At 57.2% G+C, this 23,462-nt stretch carries 20 protein-coding genes; 9 read left to right on the forward strand and 11 right to left on the reverse strand.

Annotation, left to right across the window (positions count from 1 at the left end; translation table 11 throughout):
* The first annotated feature begins 10 nt into the window (after positions 1 to 10).
* From IEX74_RS10400 to IEX74_RS10420, 5 genes are all read left to right on the forward strand, one after another.
* Positions 11 to 1,021 carry a 3-oxoacyl-ACP synthase III family protein gene (locus tag IEX74_RS10400; protein WP_188813778.1) on the forward strand — a complete coding sequence of 337 codons (1,011 nt, stop codon included), beginning with the start codon at positions 11 to 13 and terminating at the stop codon, positions 1,019 to 1,021.
* A gap of 134 nt (positions 1,022 to 1,155) precedes the next feature.
* Entirely contained in the window at positions 1,156 to 1,812 is a 657-nt protein-coding gene (locus IEX74_RS10405; RefSeq protein ID WP_188813780.1) for a metal-dependent transcriptional regulator, read from the forward strand.
* On the forward strand, positions 1,813 to 2,190 hold the full coding sequence (locus IEX74_RS10410) for a hypothetical protein (protein ID WP_188813782.1): 378 nt from the start codon (positions 1,813 to 1,815) through the stop codon (positions 2,188 to 2,190).
* 37 nt (positions 2,191 to 2,227) lie between these two features.
* Positions 2,228 to 3,619 (forward strand): tRNA uridine-5-carboxymethylaminomethyl(34) synthesis GTPase MnmE, encoded by a 1,392-nt coding sequence (gene mnmE / locus IEX74_RS10415; protein ID WP_188813783.1) that lies wholly within the window; start codon positions 2,228 to 2,230, stop codon positions 3,617 to 3,619.
* Positions 3,620 to 3,863: 244 nt separating this feature from the next.
* On the forward strand, positions 3,864 to 4,106 hold the full coding sequence (locus IEX74_RS10420; RefSeq protein WP_188813785.1) for a hypothetical protein: 243 nt from the start codon (positions 3,864 to 3,866) through the stop codon (positions 4,104 to 4,106).
* A 15-nt stretch (positions 4,107 to 4,121) separates the two neighbouring features.
* Here IEX74_RS10420 and IEX74_RS10425 read toward each other — a convergent pair whose 3' ends face one another.
* Positions 4,122 to 5,018, reverse strand: a complete 897-nt coding sequence (locus tag IEX74_RS10425; RefSeq protein ID WP_188813787.1) for an aldo/keto reductase — start codon at positions 5,016 to 5,018, stop codon at positions 4,122 to 4,124.
* Positions 5,019 to 5,333: 315 nt separating this feature from the next.
* Between IEX74_RS10425 and IEX74_RS10430 the strand changes: the two genes are divergently transcribed.
* On the forward strand, positions 5,334 to 6,620 hold the full coding sequence (locus IEX74_RS10430; RefSeq protein WP_188813789.1) for a citrate synthase: 1,287 nt from the start codon (positions 5,334 to 5,336) through the stop codon (positions 6,618 to 6,620).
* 72 nt (positions 6,621 to 6,692) lie between these two features.
* Here the strand turns inward: IEX74_RS10430 and IEX74_RS10435 are convergent, their stop codons facing one another.
* The 7 genes from IEX74_RS10435 to lepA form a co-directional block, all read right to left on the reverse strand.
* Entirely contained in the window at positions 6,693 to 7,055 is a 363-nt protein-coding gene (locus tag IEX74_RS10435; RefSeq protein ID WP_188813791.1) for a hypothetical protein, read from the reverse strand.
* A gap of 342 nt (positions 7,056 to 7,397) precedes the next feature.
* Complete coding sequence (locus IEX74_RS10440; RefSeq protein WP_188813793.1) at positions 7,398 to 7,772, reverse strand: hypothetical protein; 375 nt, start codon at positions 7,770 to 7,772, stop codon at positions 7,398 to 7,400.
* Between the two features lie 305 nt (positions 7,773 to 8,077).
* Positions 8,078 to 10,030, reverse strand: a complete 1,953-nt coding sequence (locus tag IEX74_RS10445) for an OmpA family protein (RefSeq protein ID WP_188813795.1) — start codon at positions 10,028 to 10,030, stop codon at positions 8,078 to 8,080.
* 16 nt (positions 10,031 to 10,046) lie between these two features.
* Positions 10,047 to 10,628: a 7-carboxy-7-deazaguanine synthase QueE gene (locus tag IEX74_RS10450; protein ID WP_188814119.1), complete on the reverse strand. Its 582-nt coding sequence runs from the start codon at positions 10,626 to 10,628 to the stop codon at positions 10,047 to 10,049.
* A 205-nt stretch (positions 10,629 to 10,833) separates the two neighbouring features.
* Positions 10,834 to 11,745 carry a bifunctional 5,10-methylenetetrahydrofolate dehydrogenase/5,10-methenyltetrahydrofolate cyclohydrolase gene (locus IEX74_RS10455; RefSeq protein ID WP_188813797.1) on the reverse strand — a complete coding sequence of 304 codons (912 nt, stop codon included), beginning with the start codon at positions 11,743 to 11,745 and terminating at the stop codon, positions 10,834 to 10,836.
* 10 nt (positions 11,746 to 11,755) lie between these two features.
* Positions 11,756 to 11,938 carry a hypothetical protein gene (locus IEX74_RS10460; protein WP_086593362.1) on the reverse strand — a complete coding sequence of 61 codons (183 nt, stop codon included), beginning with the start codon at positions 11,936 to 11,938 and terminating at the stop codon, positions 11,756 to 11,758.
* Positions 11,939 to 12,044: 106 nt separating this feature from the next.
* Positions 12,045 to 13,832 (reverse strand): translation elongation factor 4, encoded by a 1,788-nt coding sequence (gene lepA / locus IEX74_RS10465; RefSeq protein ID WP_188813799.1) that lies wholly within the window; start codon positions 13,830 to 13,832, stop codon positions 12,045 to 12,047.
* A 209-nt stretch (positions 13,833 to 14,041) separates the two neighbouring features.
* Here lepA and IEX74_RS10470 point away from each other — a divergent pair, with 209 nt between their 5' ends.
* From IEX74_RS10470 to IEX74_RS10480, 3 genes are all read left to right on the forward strand, one after another.
* Positions 14,042 to 15,892, forward strand: a complete 1,851-nt coding sequence (locus IEX74_RS10470; RefSeq protein ID WP_188813801.1) for a glycoside hydrolase family 15 protein — start codon at positions 14,042 to 14,044, stop codon at positions 15,890 to 15,892.
* Positions 15,893 to 16,067: 175 nt separating this feature from the next.
* On the forward strand, positions 16,068 to 16,418 hold the full coding sequence (locus IEX74_RS10475) for a hypothetical protein (RefSeq protein WP_188813803.1): 351 nt from the start codon (positions 16,068 to 16,070) through the stop codon (positions 16,416 to 16,418).
* Between the two features lie 109 nt (positions 16,419 to 16,527).
* Positions 16,528 to 16,935 (forward strand): GlcG/HbpS family heme-binding protein, encoded by a 408-nt coding sequence (locus IEX74_RS10480; protein ID WP_188813805.1) that lies wholly within the window; start codon positions 16,528 to 16,530, stop codon positions 16,933 to 16,935.
* 95 nt (positions 16,936 to 17,030) lie between these two features.
* On the opposite strand, the gene IEX74_RS10485 is transcribed toward IEX74_RS10480, so the two are convergent.
* From IEX74_RS10485 to IEX74_RS10495, 3 genes are all read right to left on the reverse strand, one after another.
* Positions 17,031 to 18,374 (reverse strand): alpha/beta hydrolase family protein, encoded by a 1,344-nt coding sequence (locus IEX74_RS10485; RefSeq protein WP_188813808.1) that lies wholly within the window; start codon positions 18,372 to 18,374, stop codon positions 17,031 to 17,033.
* Positions 18,371 to 21,742 (reverse strand): glycosyl hydrolase, encoded by a 3,372-nt coding sequence (locus IEX74_RS10490; protein WP_188813810.1) that lies wholly within the window; start codon positions 21,740 to 21,742, stop codon positions 18,371 to 18,373. The genes IEX74_RS10485 and IEX74_RS10490 overlap by 4 nt, the downstream gene beginning before the upstream one ends.
* A gap of 270 nt (positions 21,743 to 22,012) precedes the next feature.
* Positions 22,013 to 23,458, reverse strand: coding sequence for a RagB/SusD family nutrient uptake outer membrane protein (locus tag IEX74_RS10495; RefSeq protein ID WP_188813812.1), 1,446 nt, complete (start codon positions 23,456 to 23,458; stop codon positions 22,013 to 22,015).
* Between the last annotated feature and the right edge of the window lie 4 nt (positions 23,459 to 23,462).

Genomic DNA, 23,462 nt, shown 5'->3' on the forward strand with positions numbered 1-23,462 from the left:
TCTCCCGCCTATGTCTACTCTCCGTTATTCTGAAATTGCCGGCGTCGGCCACTACGTTCCCGACCGTGTCATCCGCAACGCGGACATTGAACAGCTTATGGAAACTTCCGACGCCTGGATTCAGGAACGCACCGGCATTCAGGAGCGGCGCTGGTTTACGGAGGGCGTCGATACAACTGCCAACATGGGTGCCAAGGCCGCGCAACGCGCCCTCGACGCGGCCGGCCTCACCCCCGACGACGTGCAGCTTATCGTGTTTGCCACCCTCTCGCCCGACTACGTTTTCCCCGGCTCGGGCGTGCTGATGCAGCGCGAGCTAGGTATGAAAAATACCACACCGGCATTCGATGTGCGCAACCAGTGCTCGGGCTTCATCTACTCCCTCTCGATGGCCGATCAGTTCATCAAGACCGGCATGTACGACACGGTGCTGGTGGTTGGTTCCGAAATCCACTCGTCAGGTCTGGATAAGAGTCCGCGCGGGCGTGCCGTGTCCGTCATCTTCGGCGACGGCGCCGGCGCCGTGGTGCTGCGGCCCAGCACCCGCGAAGGGCATGGCATTCTGAGCACGCACCTGCACGCACAGGGCGAGCACGCCGAGGAGCTGATCGTGAAAGAGCCCGGCTCCAACCGCGAAGACCGGGTGCATGTCGCCATCAACAACGAGCCCGATATGTACCCCTACATGAATGGCCAGAACGTGTTTAAGCACGCCGTGGTGCGCTTCCCCCAGGTTATCAAGGAAGCCCTTGATCAGAACGGCTACCAGCCCCAGGACATCGATATGCTGATTCCGCACCAGGCTAACCTGCGCATCAGTCAGTATGTGCAGCAAAAGCTAGGTTTGACCGACGATAAGGTTTTCAGCAACGTTCAGCGCTACGGCAACACGACCGCCGCCTCCATCCCGATTGCCCTAAGCGAAGCCGTGCAGGAAGGTCGCGTCAAGCGCGGCGACCTGGTGTGCATGGCAGCGTTCGGCTCCGGCTTCACGTGGGCTTCCGCTTTGATTAAGTGGTAAGTTACTGGCAAGTCATGCCAGCACGTCATGCTGAGCTGGTCGAAGCATCTCTACTGCAGTAGTAATCATTTACTTTGGCGGTAGAGATGCTTCGGCAAGCTCAGCATGACAACTTTAGTTTTACACGTAAAGCAATGCCGAGTTACACCGAGGAAAATTACCTGAAGGCCATCTATAAGCTCGCGGAGGCCGAACCCGGCACGGAGGTCAGCACCAACCGCATTGCGGAAGTGCTGCAAACGCGGGCGGCCTCGGTGACGGATATGCTGCGCCGCCTCGGTGAGAAAGGCCTGCTGCACTACCAACGCTACCGTGGGGTGTCGCTCACGCACGAAGGCCGCCGGCTGGCGCTGCTCACCATTCGTAAGCATCGGCTGTGGGAGGTGTTTCTGGTGGAAAAGCTAGGTTTCAACTGGGACGAGGTGCACGACGTAGCCGAGGAAATGGAGCATCTTCAGTCGCCCCTGCTCATTACTCGCCTCGACGAGTTTCTGGGTTTCCCCCAAATAGACCCGCACGGCGACCCTATCCCGACCGAAGACGGCGCCATGCGGCAGCCCCAGAATCGCCTGCTCGCCGACCTCAACCCTCATGACTGTGGCACCTTGGTAGCGGTCCGGAATACGTCTCCATCGTTCCTCCAGTATCTGGATAAGGCTGGCCTAGGCCTGGGCACTCGCATTGAAGTATTAGATAAAGCAGTCTTTGATAACTCGCTAGAAATCAAAATAGACAATCAGCGCAAGACGTTGATTTCGGCTGAGGTTAGTCGTAATTTATTCGTGGCTTAAATGATTCAGTCGAAGCTTGTAGCAGATATCCTGAATTTACTACTTGATGGTGACGAGTTACTTCTGCAAAACCAAGTTCAGTTCCTAACGGATACTGAATACAACTATACAGGAGTAGGTCTTATCGTTCAATTCTCCCACTCGTCACTTATTCATAATTTCAAGCTGGCAGACGGCGCCAACATCTTTGATGGCGTTGAGATTAGGTCACCTGAGTTAGCTATTGGAGCTAACGCAACGTTGATTATTAGAGAAGGTATTATCGACCACCTTGATATCTGGTCATTTGACGGAAACTATCCTCAGAAAGAATTAACGAAATACGTTTTGACCCAAAAATGGGATGGCTCCCCTAGACGTCAGATAACACGAAATTGAACTGCGTACCTTTGCGGCAATTATCACTTCTTTCGCTGTGGCCGCTTTCTTACCTCCCGTTCTTTCCGATACCATCGTGGCGCTGTCCACGCCGCCGGGCGCGGGCGCTATTGCGCTCGTGCGCCTTTCGGGTCCGAATGCAATTGCCCTCACCGACGACGTGTTTTCCGGCAAGCGCCTGCGCGACCAGCCCGGCAACACGCTCCACTACGGCACCATTCGCGACGGAGAGCGGATCCTGGACGAAGTAGTCGTTTCGCTTTTTCGGGCGCCGCACTCCTACACCCGCGAGGATGTGGTGGAAATCAGCTGCCACGGCTCCGACTACATCGTGCAGCAGATACTGGGTCTGCTCACCCGCCGCGGCGCCCGGCTGGCCGAAGCCGGCGAGTTCACGAAGCGCGCCTTTCTGCACGGCGCCTTCGACTTGGCCCAGGCCGAAGCCGTAGCCGACCTGATTGCCGCCAACTCGGCGCTGTCGCATCAGGTGGCGTTGCAGCAGATGCGCGGTGGCTTTTCGCAGGAGTTGCGCGCTTTGCGGGCTCGCTTGGTGCAGTTCGCAGCGTTGCTGGAGCTGGAGCTGGATTTTGGGGAAGAAGATGTGGAGTTCGCCGACCGTACCGGCTTGGTGGCGCTTCTGCAAGAAGTACAGGTGCTGGTTCGCCGGCTGCTACGCTCCTTCGAGCTAGGTAATGTCATCAAGAACGGCGTGACGACCGTTATTGCCGGCAAGCCTAACGCGGGCAAATCGACTCTGCTGAACGCCCTGCTCAACGAGGAGCGCGCCATCGTGTCGGCCGTAGCAGGCACTACCCGCGACCTGATTGAGGATGAGGTCAGCATCGAGGGTATTCGCTTCCGCTTCGTGGATACGGCCGGCTTGCGTGAGACGACCGACGTGGTAGAATCCATCGGGGTGGAACGCACCCGTAAGCGGGTTCAGCAGGCTGCTTTACTGCTATATCTAACTGATATTACGCTAAATACACCAGCTGAAGTTAAAGCAGAGCTGGAAGCTCTAAATCCCGACCAGCAGATCCCGACATTGCTCGTTGGCAACAAGCTGGACTTAGCTTCTGAGGCGCAGATCGAGGCTTTCCGCCGCCTGCCCGACACCGTGCTGATAGCAGCGGCCAGTGGCGCAGGCATGGAGGAATTGCAGGAAGCCTTGCTCGCCCGCGTCCGTGGCGAAGGACTAGATCAGACTGGCGCCACGACCATCGTCACCAACCTGCGCCACGCCCGCAGCCTGGAAGCCACGGCCGCCGCCCTCGATGCCGTGCTGATCGGATTGAACACCGGAACGGGCACCGAGCTGCTGGCCGCCGACCTGCGTCAGGCCCTGGCTGCCCTGGGTGAAATCACCGGCGAAATTTCCTCCGATGATTTGCTGACCAGCATCTTCACCCAGTTTTGCATCGGTAAATGAGGGCGCGTAGCCTAGGTTACAGAATACCGAAGGTCTAGCTCCAGTGGGGCGATATGTTGGTAAAAAACCAGTGATATAATACTGGAGCCCCAACGGGGCGGCACCTAGGTTAGGTGCCGCCTCACTAGGGCTTAGTTTGTCTACTGCGCACCATCTCTTCTAACTCTTTCAGGCGCAAGCACAACAGTAAATCTAGGTGTGCGTAGATGAGAACAGGTCATCTTACACCTGTCTTCATCTACCCATGAAAGCACTCCTCATCCTACTTTGCTGCGGCCTCGCCACGACGACTTTCACCTCCTGCTCGCAAGACAAATCACCCATGGAACAAGCCGCTGATTTGCCGGCCGGCACGACCGTGAAAGGAGCCGACGGCAGCAAAATTAAGAAGCAAGCCGACGGCGACATCAAGGTCAAAGACGCCGAAGGCAACGTAGTGAAGAAAGACACTGATGATGGCACCGTGAAGGTCAAATCGGAAAATTAACGTCAGATTTCGGCCTCAGCGGTGCTGCTCATAACGGTTGGGCGGCACCGTACTGCGCAACTCTTCAAGCTCGGCTGGCGTCAGCGGCAGCGCTTTCGCCACTTGGCTAGCTTCGTGCAGCTGCTCCTTCGCTCGGATACCGAGTACTGCCGACGCCACTGCCGGCGAACCTAGCACGAACCGCACGGCCACTTCGGCGGCTGTTCGGTCTGCATCTGCCAGTTCCTTGACCATCGTAGCCGCTTTGGCTATCATCTCCGGTGTATGACCTAGGTACTCCTTCAGCGGCTTGCCGAGCAGCAAGCCCTGCGCGTAGCTACCCCTTGCCAACACGCTGATCTGATGTTCCTGCAACAAGCCCAGGCAGCTTTCCTCGGGACGGCGGTCGAGCAGGCTGTATTGCATCATCACGCTCACGATGTTGGAGCGCCGCACGTACTCGCGGATCACGCTGGGGCGGATAGATGAAATACCGTAGTACCGGATTTTGCCCTGCTGTACAAGCTGTTCAAACGCCTCAATCGTCTCGTCAATGGGGTCGTCGAGGGTGCCGCCGTGCAGCTGATAGAGGTCGATGTAGTCGGTTTGGAGGCGCTGCAGACTCTTGTCGACGGCTTGCAGAATGTAGCTTTTGCTGGCATTCCAATCCCAGCCGCTGCCATCGGGCTGCCACTGGTTGCCGACTTTAGTGGCCAGAATAACCTTATCGCGCCGGTCGTGGAAGGCTTTGCCGACGGTCACCTCGTTTTCGCCTTGCTGATACAGGTCGGCGGTATCGAAGTAATTGATACCTAGGTCCAAAGCCTGATGCAGCAGCCGGGTGTTGGCGGCATGGTCGTCGCCCAGCGACATGCAGCCGAAGCTGATTTCACTGATGCGCAGGTCGGACTTGCCGAGTGCATGGTAGTTCATTCGTTTCAGAGAAGCAGGTGTACGCGGTGTACTCCGGGGCAGCCGGGTGAGTTTCCCCGACCTAGGTTTTGCTTTGCAGGCTGATCGTTCATTCGAAGCACACCTAGGTGTCAGGTATTTGCCATTTAACTGCAAGTTTCTCTCGTTTGCCACTGCCACTAAGCTTAAGATTAGCCCTATCTTGCCGCTTGGCTGGCATGGTTTACCGAAACAACCACCCCGCTCAGCTTGTAGTATAGTATTCAAATCGTCTTTGACTTTTGGCCTTGCGGCTAATTCTTTAGTTTCGCCTCATCACCACCTCCAACTATCCCTATGGCAGAGTCTGCTGAAATTATCCTGGACGGAAAGACCTACTCCTTTCCGGTCACAGAGGGCACTGAGCACGAGAAAGCAATTGACATTGCCAAGCTGCGTGACCAGTCCGGCTACGTAACCCTCGACTCGGGTTACAAGAACACGGGCGCTACGAAGAGTGCCATCACGTTTCTCGATGGCGAGGAAGGCATTCTGCGCTACCGGGGCTACCCCATCGAACAGCTCGCGGAGAAATCCAGCTTTCTGGAAGTAGCCTACCTGCTGATCTACGGCGCTCTGCCTACCCAATCGGAGCTGGATAACTTCAGCCACCACATCACCATGCACAGCCTCGTGCACGAGGATATGCGCAAGATCTTCGACGGTTTCCCGAGCAGCACCCACCCCATGGCTATCCTCTCGAGCCTGGTCTGCGCGCTAACCGGCTTCTACCCCAAGAGCATCGACCCGGTGCAGAGCAAGGAAGAAATCGACCTGAACATCTACCGATTGATGGCCAAAATCTCGACCATTGCGGCCTGGACGTACAAGAACCAAATGGGTCATCCGCTGAACTATCCGCGCAACGACCTCGACTATTGCTCGAACTTCCTGTACATGATGTTCAGCTTCCCCACCGAGCAGTACAAGGTAAATCCGGTGGTGGCCCGTGCTCTTAACAAGCTGCTCATCCTGCACGCCGACCACGAGCAAAACTGCTCGACCTCGACGGTGCGTTTGGTAGGCTCTTCGAATGCCAGCCTCTACGGCTCAGTTTCGGCCGGTATCAACGCCCTGTGGGGCCCGCTGCATGGTGGTGCCAACCAAGAGGTGATCGAGATGCTGGAGTCCATTCAGCGCGACGGCGGCGACACCCAGAAGTTCGTGGACAAAGCCAAAGACAAGAACGACCCGTTCCGTCTGATGGGCTTCGGTCACCGCGTCTACAAGAACTTCGACCCGCGCGCCAAGATCATCAAGGTAACCGCCGACGAAGTGCTGAAAGAGCTAGGTGTCAATGACCCGCTGCTGACCATCGCGCAGGAGCTGGAGCAAGCCGCCCTCACCGACCCATACTTCGTTGAGCGTAAGCTATATCCGAACGTCGACTTCTACTCGGGCATTATCTACAAAGCCCTGGGCATTCCGACCCAAATGTTCACCGTGCTCTTCGCCATGGGCCGCCTCCCCGGCTGGATTGCCCAGTGGAAAGAGATGCGCGAGAACAAAGAGCCCATCGGCCGCCCGCGTCAGATCTACACCGGCGCCACCGAGCGCGACTACGTAGAAATCGGCAACCGCTAGATTTCCGTTGGCTAAGCCACAAAAAAAGCCCGCTACATGCGGGCTTTTTTTGTGGACCTAGGTTTAGCTGACTTAATGGATCGACAGGGCCGTCATGCTGGATTTAGCTTGGTTGTAGGCCATCATCTGGGTAGGCCACAGGATGGCGGCCATATCCCATTCGTAGTGCATCTGCACCTCTGCCATGCGCTCATCGAGGGCAGCCGGATCGGCGGCGTACTGCGCCTTCAGATCGGCGACGGCGGTGAGCATTTGCAGGTTTAGCTTACGAACCTTCACGTATTGTCCTTCGCTCAGCTTCACTTTGCTGGCGATTTGCCGGGTCATGGTAGTGGCGCGGCTGTTGAGCACATTGTCGTTGCCCTGTCCGGCTTGCGTGGCAAGCGGAGCGCTGAGGCTTAGAATAAGTCCGAGGGCGAAGTAGCTTTTTTTCATGGTGGTGGAGATTTTGAGTGGAGTTGAAAGAAAGTGGTGACAAGCCGCCCGATGCGAACCTAGGTTTCCACGGATTTCCGTTGGCAGAATAGCCTCGCGTTTGCATCGAACACTTGAATATATTAGAAATAAATTATAAATAAAAGGTTTATTACTATTTTTTATATCTGGCTTTTAGCCAATAGCTGAACAGCTCTTTGCCAAGCCTGTCCAACTGTCTTCTACAACCCCTGATATAAGCCCGTAGCAACTCGCCTTTCTTTCACCCGTCAAAGAAGGCTGGCGGTCAACTTACCTTCTTCGTGGGCTAGGTTCTTCAAAGTTGGTTGTGGGTCAGGAGCGCTACTTAGCCGGGTTGAGCAATGCCGTCATGCTGCTGCGAGCTTGTTTATAGGAAGCCAGCTGCGTTGGGCGCAGCAGGTCCAGCAAGGCCGCGTCATACTGCGACTGCGCTTCGGCCAGGTGCTGGTCCAGAGCCGCCTGATCAGCGGCATACTGGATTTTTATAACCTCTACCTCGGTTAGCATCTGCTCGTTGAGCTGCTTCACCTTCACGTACTGCCCTTCTTCCAGGTTCACCTTCGCCGACAATGCCCGCGTCATGTTCAAAGCCCGGGCTCGTATGGAAGGCGGCATGTCGGCAGCAGAACGGCCGTGATTACCGCCTCCGCTTTGCAGCGTGAATACGGTAATGGCTAAGAGACAAAGTTTTATCATAATACTAAGGGTTAAAAAGAATTAGAAAAACATCATGATTCAGGAAGATAAAACGGCTACCAAGCCACTACAAAAGTGCTGTACCTCGTTTAGTACTATTGTTCTACCTGATCAAATGTAAGAATATATATTTAACAATAATATTATTTTTTATCACTATTCTAATCAATAACTTTCACCTATCCTAGTCTTTAGGCTCATTGTCAGCCTAGTCATAGTCCAACAGAGAAGGAATAGTATAAATAAAAAAAGTCTCAGCGACGGTTGTCGCTGAGACTTTTGCTACTTGTACTCGGCTGGATTATTTACAGAATCCGCAGCTCGATGCGTCTGTTCTGCTGGCGGTGGGCTTCTGAGTCGTTCGCCACGAGCGATTTGGTTTCGCCGTAGCCTTTAAACCGCAACCTAGCTTCCGGAATGCCCTGCTTCACCAGGTAATTGTACACGGAGCGCGCCCGGTTCTGCGACAAGGTCATGTTGTCCGCGTCGGCACCCACGTCGTCGGTGTGACCGGATATTTCCACCTGAATATCTTTGTATTGACGCATAAACTGAATCAGGCGGTTCAGCTCCGTTTGCGACTTCGGCTTCAGCTCGTACTGCTTGGTATCGAAGAACAGGTTGTTCAATACGATGCTGCGCCCGGCGCGCACGGGCTCCAGGTAGATATCGAGCGTGAGCGGGTCGAAGCTATGCTTATCCGTATAGTCGAAGTTGAGGCTCTTCATCAGGTACTTGTCGGCGGCGGCGTACATGGCGTACTGCCGGCCTTCGTTGAGCACCACGGTGTAGTCGCCCACTTCGGGGTCGGAAGTCACAAACTGCGTTAGCTCGTCGGAATTCAGGTCGTAGAGCTGCACGTCGGCCTTGATGGGCTTCTTCGTAACGGCATCAAACACACGGCCTTGCGTGTAGGTACTGGTTTCGCGGGCCTGCACCTGCTTGGGCACTTCAAAGCCAAACAGCTCCACCGGCCGGTCGCGCTCCGACTTCACGCCGGGTTCCGCAGCCCTGGAGCGCGAGCAGAAGCCGCGACGGTTGTCGGAGCTAATGAAGAGCGAGGCTTCATTCTCAAACGTATTCAGCGGATAACCTAGGTTTTGCGGGATGCTCCAGCGCGTAGGCGCTTCAAGCTCACAACGATACACGTCGAGGCCGCCCATGCCCACCAGCCCGTCCGTGACGTAGTAGAGCGTGGTGCCGCTGGCGTGAATGAAGGGCGCCATGTCCTTGCCCGCTGTATTCACTGGCTCACCTAGGTTCTTGGCCAGGCTCCAGGTGCCGTCGGGTTGCAAGGTTGTCATGTAAATGTCTTCCTGCCCCTTGCCACCGCGCCGCGTGGAGGTGAAGTACAGCGTACGGCCGTCGGCGGAAAGCGTCGGCTGCGAGTCCCACTCCACCGAATTCACGTTGCGACCTAGGTTTTCGGGCTTGCTCCAGTTGTTGCCGGTGCGCCGCGAGATGTACAGGTCGCAGTTGCCAACGGCACCAGGCCGGTCGCAGGACGCAAAAACGAGGGTTTTGCCGTCACCCGAGATGGTGCCTGCGCCCTCGTTATAAGGCGTGTTAATGACTGGCGAAATCGAAACCGGTGCGGCGAAGCTGCCGTCTTTGTTCTGTTTGGCGATGAACAGGTCTTCGTTGCTCTGCACCTGCGCCGTGGGCCGGATGGTATACAGCAGAAAGCGGTTATCTGCCGTCAGGGCCGGAAAGTACTGAAAATGAAAGGTATTGAGCGGTTCACCTAAACGAGTAGGTGCAATGCCCACCGGATTGGCCATGGCCTTTACGGCGAACTCACAGTTCAGCAGCTGCCGCTGAGCGCGGGCGAGCGTGCGCTGGCTCTTAGGAGCAACTTTGAGGTATTTCTTGTAGCTGTCGGCGGCCGTCTGGTAGTCGCCGAAGCTGATGGCTAGCTCGCCCAGCGTGTAGTAGTCGTTGGCCCGCGTTGGGTTGAGCGGCGTCTTCGACAAGCCGTCGCGGTACGCCTCGAAAGCCGCCTGGTTTTCACCCATTGCCTTCAGCATCGAGCCCTTCATCACGAACGGTTCCGGCAGCGACGGAAACTTCTGATTAAGCTGGGTCAGCGTCTCAATGGCTTTCGGAAAGTCCCGGTTTTTGGCCTGCTCCTGGGCTTTCTCCCACAGGTTAGTCGCCTTCGTGTTCGTAGTAGAAAGCTTAGCCTGGGCCTGAACTGACGTGGGCGATACCGCCGCCAGCGCGAGCAGCAATAAGGAAGCGGGGAGCAAACAGCGCATAGCGAGGTGGGGGAACCTACGGGATGTCGAGGAATTTATGGGTTTGCAAGGATACCTGCCACTGCGGATGCTCCTTCACATAATCGACAATGAGTGGCATCATGGCGGTGGCTTTGCTCCACTCGGGCTGCAAGTAAAGACGGGTTTGCGGCCCTACTTGCGCGGCGTGCTCTTCCGCCCAGGCAAAGTCACTCTTGTTGAAGACGATAATCTTCAGCTCATCTGCGTGTTGGAGCACTTGTGGCAGCGGCGCCTTGAATTTCTTGGGCGACACGCAGATCCAGTCCCATTGCCCGGTGAGCGGGTAAGCGCCGGAGGTTTCAATCCAGGTTTGGCAGCCGGCTTCTTTGAGCGCACCTGTCAAAGCCGTAAGGTCGTGCATGAGGGGCTCGCCGCCGGTAATCACGACGTTGCGGCCGGGGTGCTCAGTAACGGCGGCTACCATGTCGGCAATGGCCACGCGCGGGTGCTGGTCAGCGTCCCACGACTCTTTTACGTCGCACCAGACGCAGCCTACATCGCAACCGCCTAGGCGCAAAAAGTACGCGGCGCGGCCCGTGTTGTAACCCTCGCCCTGAATTGTGTAGAACTGCTCCATCAGGGGCAGTGCCACAGCCGCCGTGGGCTCAGCAGACGGCGTAAGTATGGAAAGTGAGTGTAGCAAAGCGAAATAAAAACGAAAGAGCCTGACTGTGGGGTACAACAACCGGACCGCAAAAAAAGTCCGCTAATGACCAACAGTCAGACCCTAAAAGTAGCAGAACGGGCGGAATCTTCTCACATTCCGCCCGTTAGATTCGCTTTTACCGCGGATAAACTTCGCCTTTCGCCGCCCGCAAGGTGTTGCGCAGGAGCATGGCAATGGTCATGGGGCCAACGCCACCGGGCACGGGCGTGATGTAGCTAGCTTTGGGCGCCACCTCCGCAAAGTTGACGTCGCCTTTCAGCACAAAGCCCGATTTGCGGTTGGCATCCTCTACCCGCGTCGTACCCACGTCGATAACCACGGCACCGGGCTGCACCATGTCGGCCGTCACGAACTCCGGCTTACCCAGGGCTGCCACCACAATGTCGGCTTGCTGCACGATGCTGGCTAGGTCTTTCGTGCGCGAGTGACATAAAGTAACGGTGCAGTTGCCAGGCTCCAAGTTCTTCGCAAGCAGAATGCTAACGGGGGTACCCACAATATTACTGCGCCCAATCACCACGCAGTGCTTGCCGCTCGTCTTGATGTTATAGCGAGCCAGCAGCTCCACAATGCCCGAAGGCGTCGCGGGCAGCAGCGCCGGCAGCCCCGCCACCATCCGACCTAAGTTCATGGGGTGGAAACCGTCGACATCTTTCTCCGGCCGAATAGCTTCAATTACCTTATCAGGGTTGATGTGCTTGGGCAAGGGCAGCTGCACGATGAACCCATCGATTTCCGGATTCTGATTCAGCTCCTCCACCTTCGCCAGCAGTTCCGCCTCGGTAATGTCATCTTCGTAACGCAACAGCGTAGAGCCGAAGCCTACTCGCTCGCAGGCCAGCACTTTGTTGCGCACATACGTCTCGGAGCCGCCATCGTGGCCGACGAGGATGGCAGCCAAGTGCGGTGCTTTCTGACCAGCAGCTTTCAACGCTTCGACTTCGGCGGCTATTTCAACTTTGATGTCCTCGGCGGTTTTCTTACCGTCGATGAGCTGGTAGGTAGTCGGTTCGGAGGCAGTGGTCATGTGTATGCTTTTATGCGTGTGGTTCTTGTTTGTGCTTGTCTTCATAGGCGGCAATAGCAGTGGCACCCGCTGCCATGATGGCTTTTTCCATAGCAGGCCAATCGTCCCTCCAACGGAACTTGCGCTCTTGTCCTTTGCGGATTTTCTCTAGCTGTGCTTCGTTCGTACAGTTCTTGGTGAGATTCTCAGACATGGTTTTGAGGTTATCATAGCACGCCGTGTCAAGAAGTGTATGAGGTGAAAAAAGAAGAGTGACTATAAGCGCAAAAAAAACGCGCCCGGCTAGGGCGCGTTTTGGATTAATCGATTTTTAGTACGGCCAGGAAGGCTTCTTGAGGGATTTCTACGGAGCCCACCTGGCGCATCCGCTTCTTGCCTTCTTTCTGCTTTTCAAGCAGTTTGCGCTTCCGAGAAATATCGCCGCCGTAGCACTTGGCAATTACGTTCTTGCGTAGGGCCTTCACAGTTTCGCGGGCGATAATCTTCTGTCCAATACTCGCTTGAATGGCGATTTCGAACATCTGGCGGGGCAGCAACTCGCGGAGCTTTTCGCAGAGGCGGCGGCCCCAGTCGTAGCTCTTGGAGCGGTGCACGATGGCCGACAGCGCATCGACCTTCTCGCCGTTGAGCATGATATCGAGCTTCACCATGTCCGACTGACGGAAGCCGATCAGCTCGTAGTCGAGTGAGGCGTAGCCGCGGCTGATGGTCTTGAGCTTATCAAAGAAGTCAAACACGATTTCCGACAGGGGCAGCTCGAAGTTCAGCTCCACCCGCTCAGAAGTCAGGTAGCTCTGGCCTTTGATGATGCCGCGCTTGTCCATGCACAGCGTGATGATGGCGCCCACGTACTCCGAAGCCGTGATGATCTGGGCTTTGATGAACGGCTCCTCGATGTACTTCATGTTGTTCGGCTCCGGCATTTCCGACGGCGCGTTCACAATCATGAGCTGGTCTTTGGTGCCAACGGCATGGAACTGCACCGACGGCACCGTGGTAATCACCGTCATGTTGAACTCCCGCTCCAAGCGCTCCTGCACGATTTCCATGTGCAGCATGCCGAGGAAGCCGCAACGGAAACCAAAACCTAGGGCCGCCGACGTTTCCGGCTCCCACACCAGGGCGGCGTCGTTGAGCTGGAGCTTTTCCATGGCGCCACGCAACTCCTCATACTCGCTGGTTTCGACGGGGTAGATACCGGCAAACACCATCGGCTTCACGTCCTCGAAGCCGTGAATGGCTTCTTTGGTCGGGTTCAAGACGTTGGTAATCGTATCACCCACCTTTACCTCGCGGGCTTCCTTGATGCCCGAAATCAGATAGCCCACGTTGCCGGCCGACATTTCGGGGCGGGGCTCCTGGTTCAGACCTAGGATACCGATTTCGTCGGCGCCGTATTCCTTGCCCGTCGCCATGAAGCGGAGCTTGTCGCCCTTGCGCATGGTGCCGTTCTTGATGCGGAACAGAACCTCGATGCCGCGGTACGAGTTGAAGACGGAGTCGAAGATGAGGGCTTGTAGGGGCGCGTTCGGGTCGCCTTTGGGGGCCGGAATCCGGTCGCAGATGGCATTTAGAATGTTCTCAATGCCAATGCCCGCTTTGCCGGAAGCGTGGATGATTTCGTCCCGATCACAGCCGATAAGGTCCACGATTTCGTCGGACACCTCCTCCGGCATGGAATGCGGCAGGTCGATTTTATTCAGGACCGGGATAATGGTCAGGTCGGAGCCGATAGCTAGGTACAGGTTCGAAATGGTCTGAGCCTCAATACCTTGCGATGAATCCACGATAAGTAGAGCGCCTTCGCAGGCGGCGATGCTGCGGCTTACTTCGTAGCTAAAGTCGACGTGACCGGGCGTATCAATCAGGTTGAGCGTGTACTGCTCGCCCTTATACTGATACTGCATCTGAATGGCGTGGCTCTTGATGGTGATGCCCCGCTCCCGCTCCAGATCCATGTTATCGAGCAGCTGAGCTTGCATATCGCGCTTCGCCACGGTCTGGGTGAATTCCAGCAGGCGGTCGGCCAGGGTGCTCTTGCCGTGGTCGATGTGAGCAATGATGCAGAAATTACGGATGTTCTTCACTAGAGGCGGTTTTTTCCAACTGCGAAGGTAATCAAATCGGCCGGGAAAAGCTAGGTTGATAAGGTGATGTAGCGCGGACTTTGTAGTCTACAGTTGCCTACTCCGATGCGCGGACTACAAAGTCTGCGCTACATATCCAAGGAAATTCTCCCGCATAGCTCGGCAGCGCGGCCGCTTTCTACGTTAAGGTTTTCAAACTGACTTTCGCTATGAAGCAAGCTACTCCGCTGGAAGACTACGGCCTGATTGGCAATCTGCACACGGTGGCACTCGTCTCCAAGGCTGGTTCACTGGATTACCTCCCCTTCACCGGCTTCGACTCACCTACCATTTTCGCGGCGTTGCTGGATCTGGAAAAAGGCGGTTCGTGGAGCCTCCAGCCGGTCGGCGATGAGGTACGCAGCAAGCAGCTCTACCTACCTGACACGGGGGTGCTGCTTACGCGCTTTTTCACTGATAACGGCATTGCCGAGCTTACCGACTTTATGCCGGTAAAGCGCAACGAGCAGAATTGCGCCGTGGTGCGCAGCCTGCACATTGTGAAGGGCACCATGGAGTTTAAAATGCGGTGCGCCCCCCGTTTCGACTATGCCCGCACGCAGCATACCATTCAACCACAGGAAGATGGCAGCTTGCTATTCCGCAGCGACGGCCCTGATGGCTTTCAGTTTCGCTTGCTGGGTAATCGGCCGTTTGATACTACTAACGCAGGCGATGCTACCGGCAGCTGGCAGCTGGAGGCGGGCGATACCGTGAGCTTCGTTATTGAAGCTACGCCAGTGGATGACCCTAGCTTTACAGCCCGCGACCTAGCTCACTACACGGAGGTGGCTTTTCAGGACACGCTCAGCTTCTGGCGCGAGTGGGTGGAAAGCAGCACCTATACGGGCCGCTGGCGCGAGACAGTGCTGCGCTCGGCTATCACGCTGAAGCTGCTCACCTCGCTCGAACACGGCTCTACGGTCGCCGCTGCTACGTTTAGTTTGCCCGAGTGCATTGGCGGCAATCGGAACTGGGACTACCGCTACACCTGGGTCCGGGATGCGGCGTTTACCATGTATGCCTTTCTGCGGCTGGGCTTTACGCGCGAGTCCAAGGACTTTCTGCGCTGGATTATGGAGCGTTGCGAGCAGCTCACCGATGCCGGCGACTTGCAGCTGATGTACGCCGTCGACGGCAGCTCCGACCTGCCCGAGCTGGAGCTAGGCCACCTCAGCGGCTACCGCGACTCACGGCCCGTGCGCATTGGCAACGGCGCCGCGCAGCAGTTTCAGCTCGATATCTACGGGGAGCTGCTCGACACCATCTTTCTTTATAATAAGTACGGCGGCCGTATCACCTACGCGTTCTGGCAGCACATCACGCGGCTCGTGAATTTCGTAGCCGAAAACTGGCAGCGCCCCGACCACAGCATCTGGGAAGTGCGCGACGAAGAACGCCTGTTCTTATCGGGCAAAGTCATGTGCTGGGTTGCCCTGGACCGCGCCATCAGTATTGCCCGCGACCGGTCGTTCCCGGCGCCGCTGGCCGAGTGGCACCGCGTGCGCGACGACATTTACAAGGAGGTGTACGACAACTACTGGAGCGAGGAAAAGCAGGCCTTTGTGCAGTACAAAGGCAGCCAGGTAATTGATGCCAGTGTGCTCTTGCTCCCGCTTATCCGCATGTTTAGCCCCGTCGAGCCGCGCTGGCAGTCTACCATGCGGGCCGTTGAGAAAGAGCTACTGCTTGATTCCCTGATGTTTCGCTACCACTCCAACGGCGGGGCCACCGACGGCCTCACGGGCGAGGAAGGCACGTTCACGATGTGCTCGTTTTGGTACATTGAAAACCTCTCGCGGGGTGGCGAGCTGGATAAAGCTAGGTTACTGTTTGAAAAGCTACTCGGTTTTGCCAGCCCCTTAGGCCTTTACTCCGAGCAGATTGGCCCGCAGGGCGAGCAGATCGGCAACTACCCGCAGGCCTTCACGCACCTAGCTTTAATCAGCGCCGCATTCCAGCTGAACCGCGACCTAGACGCCCGGCAAACGGGTCAGCGCGGCGGACACCAGTTTGTATAGGCGCCTGTCATTCCGAGCAACGCGAGGAATCTGAGTCAAGACCTAGGTTGGTAACTCAGATTCCTCGCGTTGCTCGGAATGACAGCCGATTGAACTTAACCGAATAACAACTCAAGCGTAAGCAGCAGAAAGACACCTAGCCTACCCTATTCCACCTCACCAAACTTCTCCCCTCATGAGCACCCAACTAAATCCGCAAGCCGTAAAATTCGCCCAGCGGCTAATTACTGAAGGCAAGATCAAAAACGACGAAGGCCAGTGGGGCGAGCACAACCCCGATTCTGACGACGAAAACAAGTTTCTTGAAAAACACGAAATTGAGGAGTACGGCAACTGGCACCTAGGCCTCGACAGTAGCAAGGGCGAAGACACTAAAGGCCGCTACAAGTTTCCCTACGGCGACTTCAAAACTGTGCACCGCGACGGGCTGATTGCGGCTAAAGAGCGCGCCGCCCAGCAAGGCTACACCGATATCGAGAAAGCTGCGGATGAACTTTTGCAAGCCCTGGAACAGAAGGCCGGTTAAAGATTTGATTGTGAAAGTTGGAACGTCATGCTGAGCGGGGCTCAGCATGACGTTCTGTTTTTTAGATATATTTACAACAATTCTCCTTAACCTAAACACCTCTATTCCAATGAGTATCACACTAGAACAGGCCGAACAAGCCATTAAGGCCGCTCAGCAAAAATCCCGTGAGCTAGGGGTAAAAATGAACATCGCCATCGTTGATGCCGGGGCCAACCTCACAGCCTTCTCCCGCATGGATGATGCCTGGCTCGGCTCCATTGATATTGCCATTCGCAAGGCGCGCACCGCCCGTTTCTTTGATATGCCCACCGGCAACCTAGGGCAAGCCTCGCAGCCCGGTGGTTCGCTCTACAACATCGAGCACTCTAATGGTGGGCTGATTACCTTCCCCGGCGGCTTACCGCTTAAAGACGGTAGCGGCAAAATAGTCGGTGCTATCGGCGTATCGGGCGACACGGTGGAGAATGACCATACGGTGGCGCAGGCAGGCTTAGATGCGCTGCAAAGCGCGTAACGAAACTATAGTATTTACGAAAATAGCCGAGCCACTTTCCCCGTGACTCGGCTGTTTTATTTTACGCGTTACTACCTAGCTTTTGCTGAAACAAGCTACTTGCTTTGTAGCAAATGAGCGCGCATGAACTCGGCAAACACGTTGTAATCAGAGGGGATGATGCCGTGGCCACCGTCGTGCATGTAGTAGCTCAGCGTTTGCCCAACTAGTTGACTAGGTGCAGGCATCGGTACGGCAGGCACTCCTTTTTGGCCTAGCAAATTATAGACGGGCGTAGCGGCTACCGCCGACAGAAACTCGCCTTTCGGGTCGCTCCAGTAGTCGGTGTTGCCGGTTTGCAGCAGCAAGGGGCGCGGCGCCACCAAAGCCACCAGCATGTGCGAATCCATGGGCGCGTCGATGCGGTTGGCGAGCTTCTGGTAGTTCTCGCAAAACTGATATGGGTACCGGGTAGGTGCTACCAGGTGCGCAATGGTTTCTCCGTAGTTGCGCCGGGCTAGGGCCGCGCCGCCTTCGCCCGAAACGCTAGCAATCGTGAGGGCAAACCGAGGGTCATTGGCGCCGGTCCAGAGCACGGTTTTGCCCAGCCGCGAGGCCCCCAGCAACGCTACCCGCTTGCTGTCCACGGATTTATCGGTTTCAAAATAATCGAGGGCGCGGCTCAGGCCCCAGCTCCACGCCGCCACGGCGCCCCACTCGTCGGGCCCGAATTTCTCCTGGCCGGCTTTCAGGTAAAGGCTGCGCACGCCGTACTTCACACCCCCATCGAAGTCGGGCTCGATGTCGCCGTAGTACACCGACGCCACCCCAATGCCTTTGTCCAGAAACGGCTCCACCGTGAGCTTCATAAAGCCATTGGGGTTGTAGGCCGGCGCGGGCACTTTCTGCTTGTCCTTGTTCCAATATTGACCCTGCCGCACGCCAGGGTCGTTGATCAGCATGGAATTCGGCATGAAGTTGATGTTGAGCAGCAGCGGCACGGGCTTGGTAGTGTTGGCTGGCAGATACACCAGCAAGTCCATCTTCGGCCCGTCGTTGCGCTCAGAGAAATAGACGGTTACCTGCTTGCGGGTGGCTTTGCCGTTGAGCGCGGGCGTGCCTTTGTCGAACACCTCGAAGCGCAGCTTTGGGGGTTTGCCGGGGGCGCGGCCGTACACGTTCTTCTCAAACCACGTCCGGATTTCCGGGCGGCGCTGCTTGGTCCAGGTGGCGGCATCGGTCACCTTTTTGCCACTGGCAAGCACCAGCGGATCGGGCAAGGTGTAGGTGCCAACCGAATCTTCGCTGTAGTTCACCGGAATGCCGGCTATCACCCGCGCCGGTTTATTCGCTGCGGGCGCTTGCGGCGTAGGCGGTGGCTGCGCCTGGGCCAGTAACACAGTGGGCAACAAGCTGAAAGCAGCACAACCTAGGGTACCGAAGAAGAAAGCTGACTTCATTTGGTTTGCATGGTTAAGGATGGATTTTTTCCGCCAGGGGCATCTACTTTCTCAACGGCCATAATCCGCACCGGCCCCAGCAGCCCGGAGCGGCCCAGCTGATATTGCCCACCGAAAGGCGCCGTGTACGAATCGAGCACTTTCTTGTCGGGCCCGGCCAGCTTGTCGCCGATCAGGCGGTTGGTCCATTCATTCGTTACCTGGATTTCGACCTGATTTTTGCCTGGCTTGAGCAAGTTAGTTACATCGGCCTGAAAGGGCGCTTGCCAGAGCAGGTCTACTTTCTGCCCGTTCACCGTCACCTCCGCTATGTCGCCCACGCTACCTAGGTCGAGCATGATTTTTCGGCCCGTGTGAAACCACTTTTTGCTGGCTTCCAGGGTTTTGTGATACGTCGCGGTACCGGAGAAATACTTGATTCCGGCATCCGCGTTATCGGTCCAGGAAGCTAGCTGCGGGAACGTTGCTTCGGCCGGGGCACCTAGCTTAGGAGCAAACGTCACCCGCCAAGGGCCCGCCACCGTGAGCAGCGTAGACTCAGTCGGCACCGGCGTTGCCGCGCGGGCCGTAGCGGACGTAGCATGATTGAACACCACGAACACCGTTTCGCGCTCCTTCAAATGGAGCGGCACCGTGGTTTGTCCGCCGCTGATAGTGTAGCCGGCTGGCTCCGTCTGGCCAGTAGCCGGATGCCACAGCGCCACGTCCTTGCCGCTCACCCGAAACTGCGCTTTCAGGTCCTGGGTGCTGTCGGAGCGGTTGACTACGTAGTACACATCAGCGTCGCCCACGCGGCGGTGAATCCAGGGCACTTCGCTACCTAGGGGCCGGCTGCACGTCACGTCGGGCGTGAGGCCCGCCAGGGACATCACTTGCGCCAGCGGCAAACCCCACACAATCTGACCTTTGCCGTAGCGGCACTTCGTGCGGCTGCGGCCGTCCAAGTCGCCCCACACCTCGCTGGCAATTGCTTGCAACTCCGGATCGGAGCTAGGATAAGCCGTTAGGCCGGGCGCTTTCACCGGCTTCGGGCCTACAATGGTAGCACCGCCCTGTGCTAGCTCGCGCACTTTGCGCAGCACGGGCAAAGTCATTTCTCCGATTTCGGGTAGCACCAGCACGCCGTAGCTCATGCCGTCAGGCAGTACGAGGCGGCCCTTGTCGTTCACCGACATGCGGGTAATCAGCGCGTCAGCGTTGATGTAGTCGAAGGCGTAGCCTTCGGGCAGAGCCGGCTGCAAACCCGCACCCCAGAACGGCATCGTCGACGGCGCGCCTTCGTTGAGCAGGTAGGCCACATCGGCCACGTACTGGCCCTGCTGCAACATATGGGTGTTGCGGGCCAGGTAGGTCATCAGCGGCTTGGATTGCTCGGCCCAGGTGATGTTGCGGTTCAGGTGAGTGCCCACCATGGTGTTGCCGGGCTTGGTGTCGAGGGGCTGGTGGGCGGAGGTGTGGAATACCAAGCGGTTGATTCCCTGCGTAAACCAATAGTCGCTGATCTTCTTCAGTGTGTACGGCGACTCGTAGTTGCCGCCCGTAAAGGACTCCGCCGCAATCAAGTTCTTGCCGTACACGTGCCCCGACGAGGCCGCGCCCCGCACGTCCTCGTAGTACATGCTCGACGGGTGCAGGTCCTTCACCCAAAACTCGCCCATCGGGATGTCGACGTACTTCTTATATAAGAGTGCATCTTCAATCGTCTCCAATGACACGCCGCCCGCTTCCCCATACGTCTGAATGCCTTGCTTGTGCAGATAATCGGTGACGGTGCCGTAGTGGTTCTCGGCGAACATATCCACGAGGGTGCGGCGGAAATCCCACAGCACCCGGTCGCTGATTTCGGCGCTGCCCACCACCCTGCCGGCCAGCACTGGCAAGTACGGCGTGAGGTCGTAGCCGCGGCGCTTCTGAAACTCGGGCAGCATCTCGTCGGTCCAGTTCTGGATGCCGGCTTCCCAGCTGTCCATCAGCATGTAGCGTAGGCTTTTGCCGTAAAGCGGACCTAGGGCCTGCCGCAGTGGCTCGGTGTAGCCTTGCATATACGCTTCGGTGTGCTTGCGGCTGAGCTTGTCGACTTCGAGCCCATTGGCAGCGGGCACGGCGGGTCGGTTTCTAGCACCCGTGAGCGAGTAGCCCATGCGCAAGATCGTCCACTTGCCGGGCGGCACCTGCCAGGTAAGTGTGCCGTCGGGCTGCATCTTCGAGGTCAGCACCACCACGTTCGTCGGGCTGATGGTAGCAGGCGCGGCCACCGGTGGCGTGGCCGTTGATTCGTATTCGAATAGAAAGTTGAAGCCTGCTTTATCTTCCCAACGGTTCACCCTAGCTCCCGTGTGCAGCTGAAACTCGTTGAGGGCATAGCTACTATCAGGCTGAGCGGCGGCTTCCGAAATTACTTCAGCGGGCTTCATCGGCGCGCCGCTTAGCTCCAGGCGGTAGTAGCGGGCAGTGGTGGTCGGAATAGAAAAGGTGCGGACGGTGCCGCCGCGGTAGCCTTGCTTGCCCGGCAGCGCTGTGAGCGTGGTAAACTGCTTGCCATCGGAGCTAGCTTGCAGCCGTCCGAACGGGATGCCGCGGGTGCCGGCCACGGTAAACGCCTGTACCTTCGTGGGTTGCTTGAAGCTGTATTGCACCCAAGCCGTGCCGCGCTTTTCCGTGGGCCTCACCGTGAGCGACGTATTCAAATTATCGTCCAGCAGCGCCTTGGCGTCGATGGGACCAGCGTTGGTCGTCACCGTTGGCTGTAGACGTGTCTCGTCGGCTTCGGCCGTGGGCGTGCGGAAGGCAATAACGGCGGTTTCGCCGTAGTAGCCGGTAGCTGGGCTGTTCTTGCTGCGAGCCAGGTTGCGAATCGCCCCTTCGACAGAAGGTGGCTGCGGTAGCTTGCCTTTAAACGTCTTGCCACCTTCCACTTGCAACTCACTCCACACCAGCTTCTTCATGGCCTGCTCGGGCTTCACCCAGGGCGCGCCGGTGAGGCTCCAACCGGGCGAAGTGAACATGGTCATTTCCAGACCTAGCCTATCGGCTTCGGCGGCGGTATGCTTCACGGCATCGAGCCAGGCGGGCGTACCGAACACGATTTTTTCATTCACCGTTTGCCCACTGCCAGCCCCCACGTCGGCGAGTTGAAAGCCCGCAATGCCGGAGCGTTTCATCCACTCCAGGTCCTTGGTAATGCCCTCTTTGGTGATGTTGCTGTTGGTCCAGTGCCACCAGGTACGGGGCCAGGCGGCTTCGGGCGGATTTTTAAAACCTTGTTCCAGCGCAGCGCCGGTATCCTGCGCCCAAGTAGTGAGCGGCAGCGCCGTAAGAGCCAGGCAAACCAAGAGTTGCGGCTTAGGCCAGCGACGAAAAACAACCATATGCTTTGTGTTGTGGGAATAGTTTGGTGCGCGTGGTAAGTGTAGGAGAAAGGTAGCAGCGACCCTCCCTGATCTGTCCTGTTTGAGCTAACGGGGCGCCTCACTCCCCGGCCCCCTCTCCGAAATGGAGAGGGGGAGCCAGACGATTGAGCTGGTAGCTATTGGCTGTTAGCGGCTAGCTTTTTCGCGAACCAGAGCTAACAGCCCCGGTAAAGGCTCCCCCTCTCCTTTTCGGAGAGGGGGCCGGGGGGTGAGGCGCCCACCAGAACCTTAATACCCAGGGTTCTGCGTGATCTTATTTGGGTTCAGGTTCACCTGGTAGCGCGGAACGGGGAACAGCTGTTCGTACGGCTGCACCGAGTTGCCGCTCCCGATTTCGTCGTTTGATAAGTTACTGGCGAAGTGCGCGTTCATCACCGTGAGCAGGCGGCCGGTGCGCAGCAAATCAAACCAGCGGTGGCCTTCGTTGTAGAGTTCGAGGCGGCGCTCCTGCTCGATGGCTAGGCGCATGGCGCCTTGGTTGCCGCGCAGCGTTTCAGGAGTTGTAAGGCCGGCGCGCGTGCGCACTTGCTGGAGGTAGGTGAAGGCCACAGCGGTGTTACCTAGCTCGTTTTGCACCTCGGCGTACATCAGCAGCACGTCGGCGTAGCGCAGCTCAATCCAGTCGTTGCCCGAGTCCACGGTCGAAGTCATGCCTTTGTCGAAGTACTTGGTGGTGAAGTTGTAGGCACGGCGCGAGCCAGTCAGGCGCGTGATGGTTGCCTTGCGCGTGTCGTTGGTCGCGAACAGGTTGTACAGCTCATCCGTTATCAGGAAGGTGCCGGTGCCGCGCCGCAGCACGCCGGTACCAATGTCTTCGTTGGCAAAGGCTCCCTGCACGAAGGGGTTGCCTTGCACCGGGTCGAAGCCACGGGCATACTGCACTGCGAAGATGACTTCGGCATTGTTGGGCCGGGCGGCGTCGAACACATCGGCGTAGTTGTCGAGTAGGCGGTAGGTACCGGAGTTGATGACTTCCAGCAGCTTAGGACTGGCATCGCTGTAGCGCTTCAGCGTGAGGTACACCTTGGCCAACAAGCCCTTCGCCGCGCCGCGCGTAGCCCGACCGATGTCGGCGTTTTGGGCGTAGGTGGCGGGCAGCTGCTCGGCATCTTTCAGGTCGGCAATGATCTGCTCGTAGACTTGCGCCACCGGCGTGCGACCATACTCGTAGGCTTCCTGGCTGGTTTTGATGTCCTTCAGCACCAAAGGCACGTCGCCGTAGATGCGTACCAAGTTGAAGTACATCAAGGCCCGTAAGAACTTGGCTTCGTTGATGTAGCGCAGCTTGGTGTCGTCGTTCATCGGAATGTTGCCGATGTTATCGAGCACCAGGTTGCAGCGCGAAATGGTGGCGTACGAGCGGTTCCACATGTCATTCACCAGCCCATTATCGGCCACCACATTGGATTCGTTGATGGTAATATGGTTAGCCGAGTTGTTGAACTTGCTGTTGTACACGTCATCCGAAGCTAGGTCGCCGAAGGCAAACCTGAACTCATACGAAGCGCGCAGCGTGAAATACGCGTCGTTCAGCACCTGCCGCACGCTGGTTTCGTCGGTGTAGAAGGTGCTCTCGGCGGGCTGGTCCAGCGGCGTCCGGTCGAAGTACTCGTCTTTGCAGGCACCTAGGCTCACGGTAAGGGCGAGGGCGGAAAGGAATTTGGCCGTTTTCATTGCC

This window comes from Hymenobacter cavernae (assembly GCF_014641455.1).
Taxonomy (GTDB): Bacteria; Bacteroidota; Bacteroidia; order Cytophagales; family Hymenobacteraceae; genus Hymenobacter; species Hymenobacter cavernae.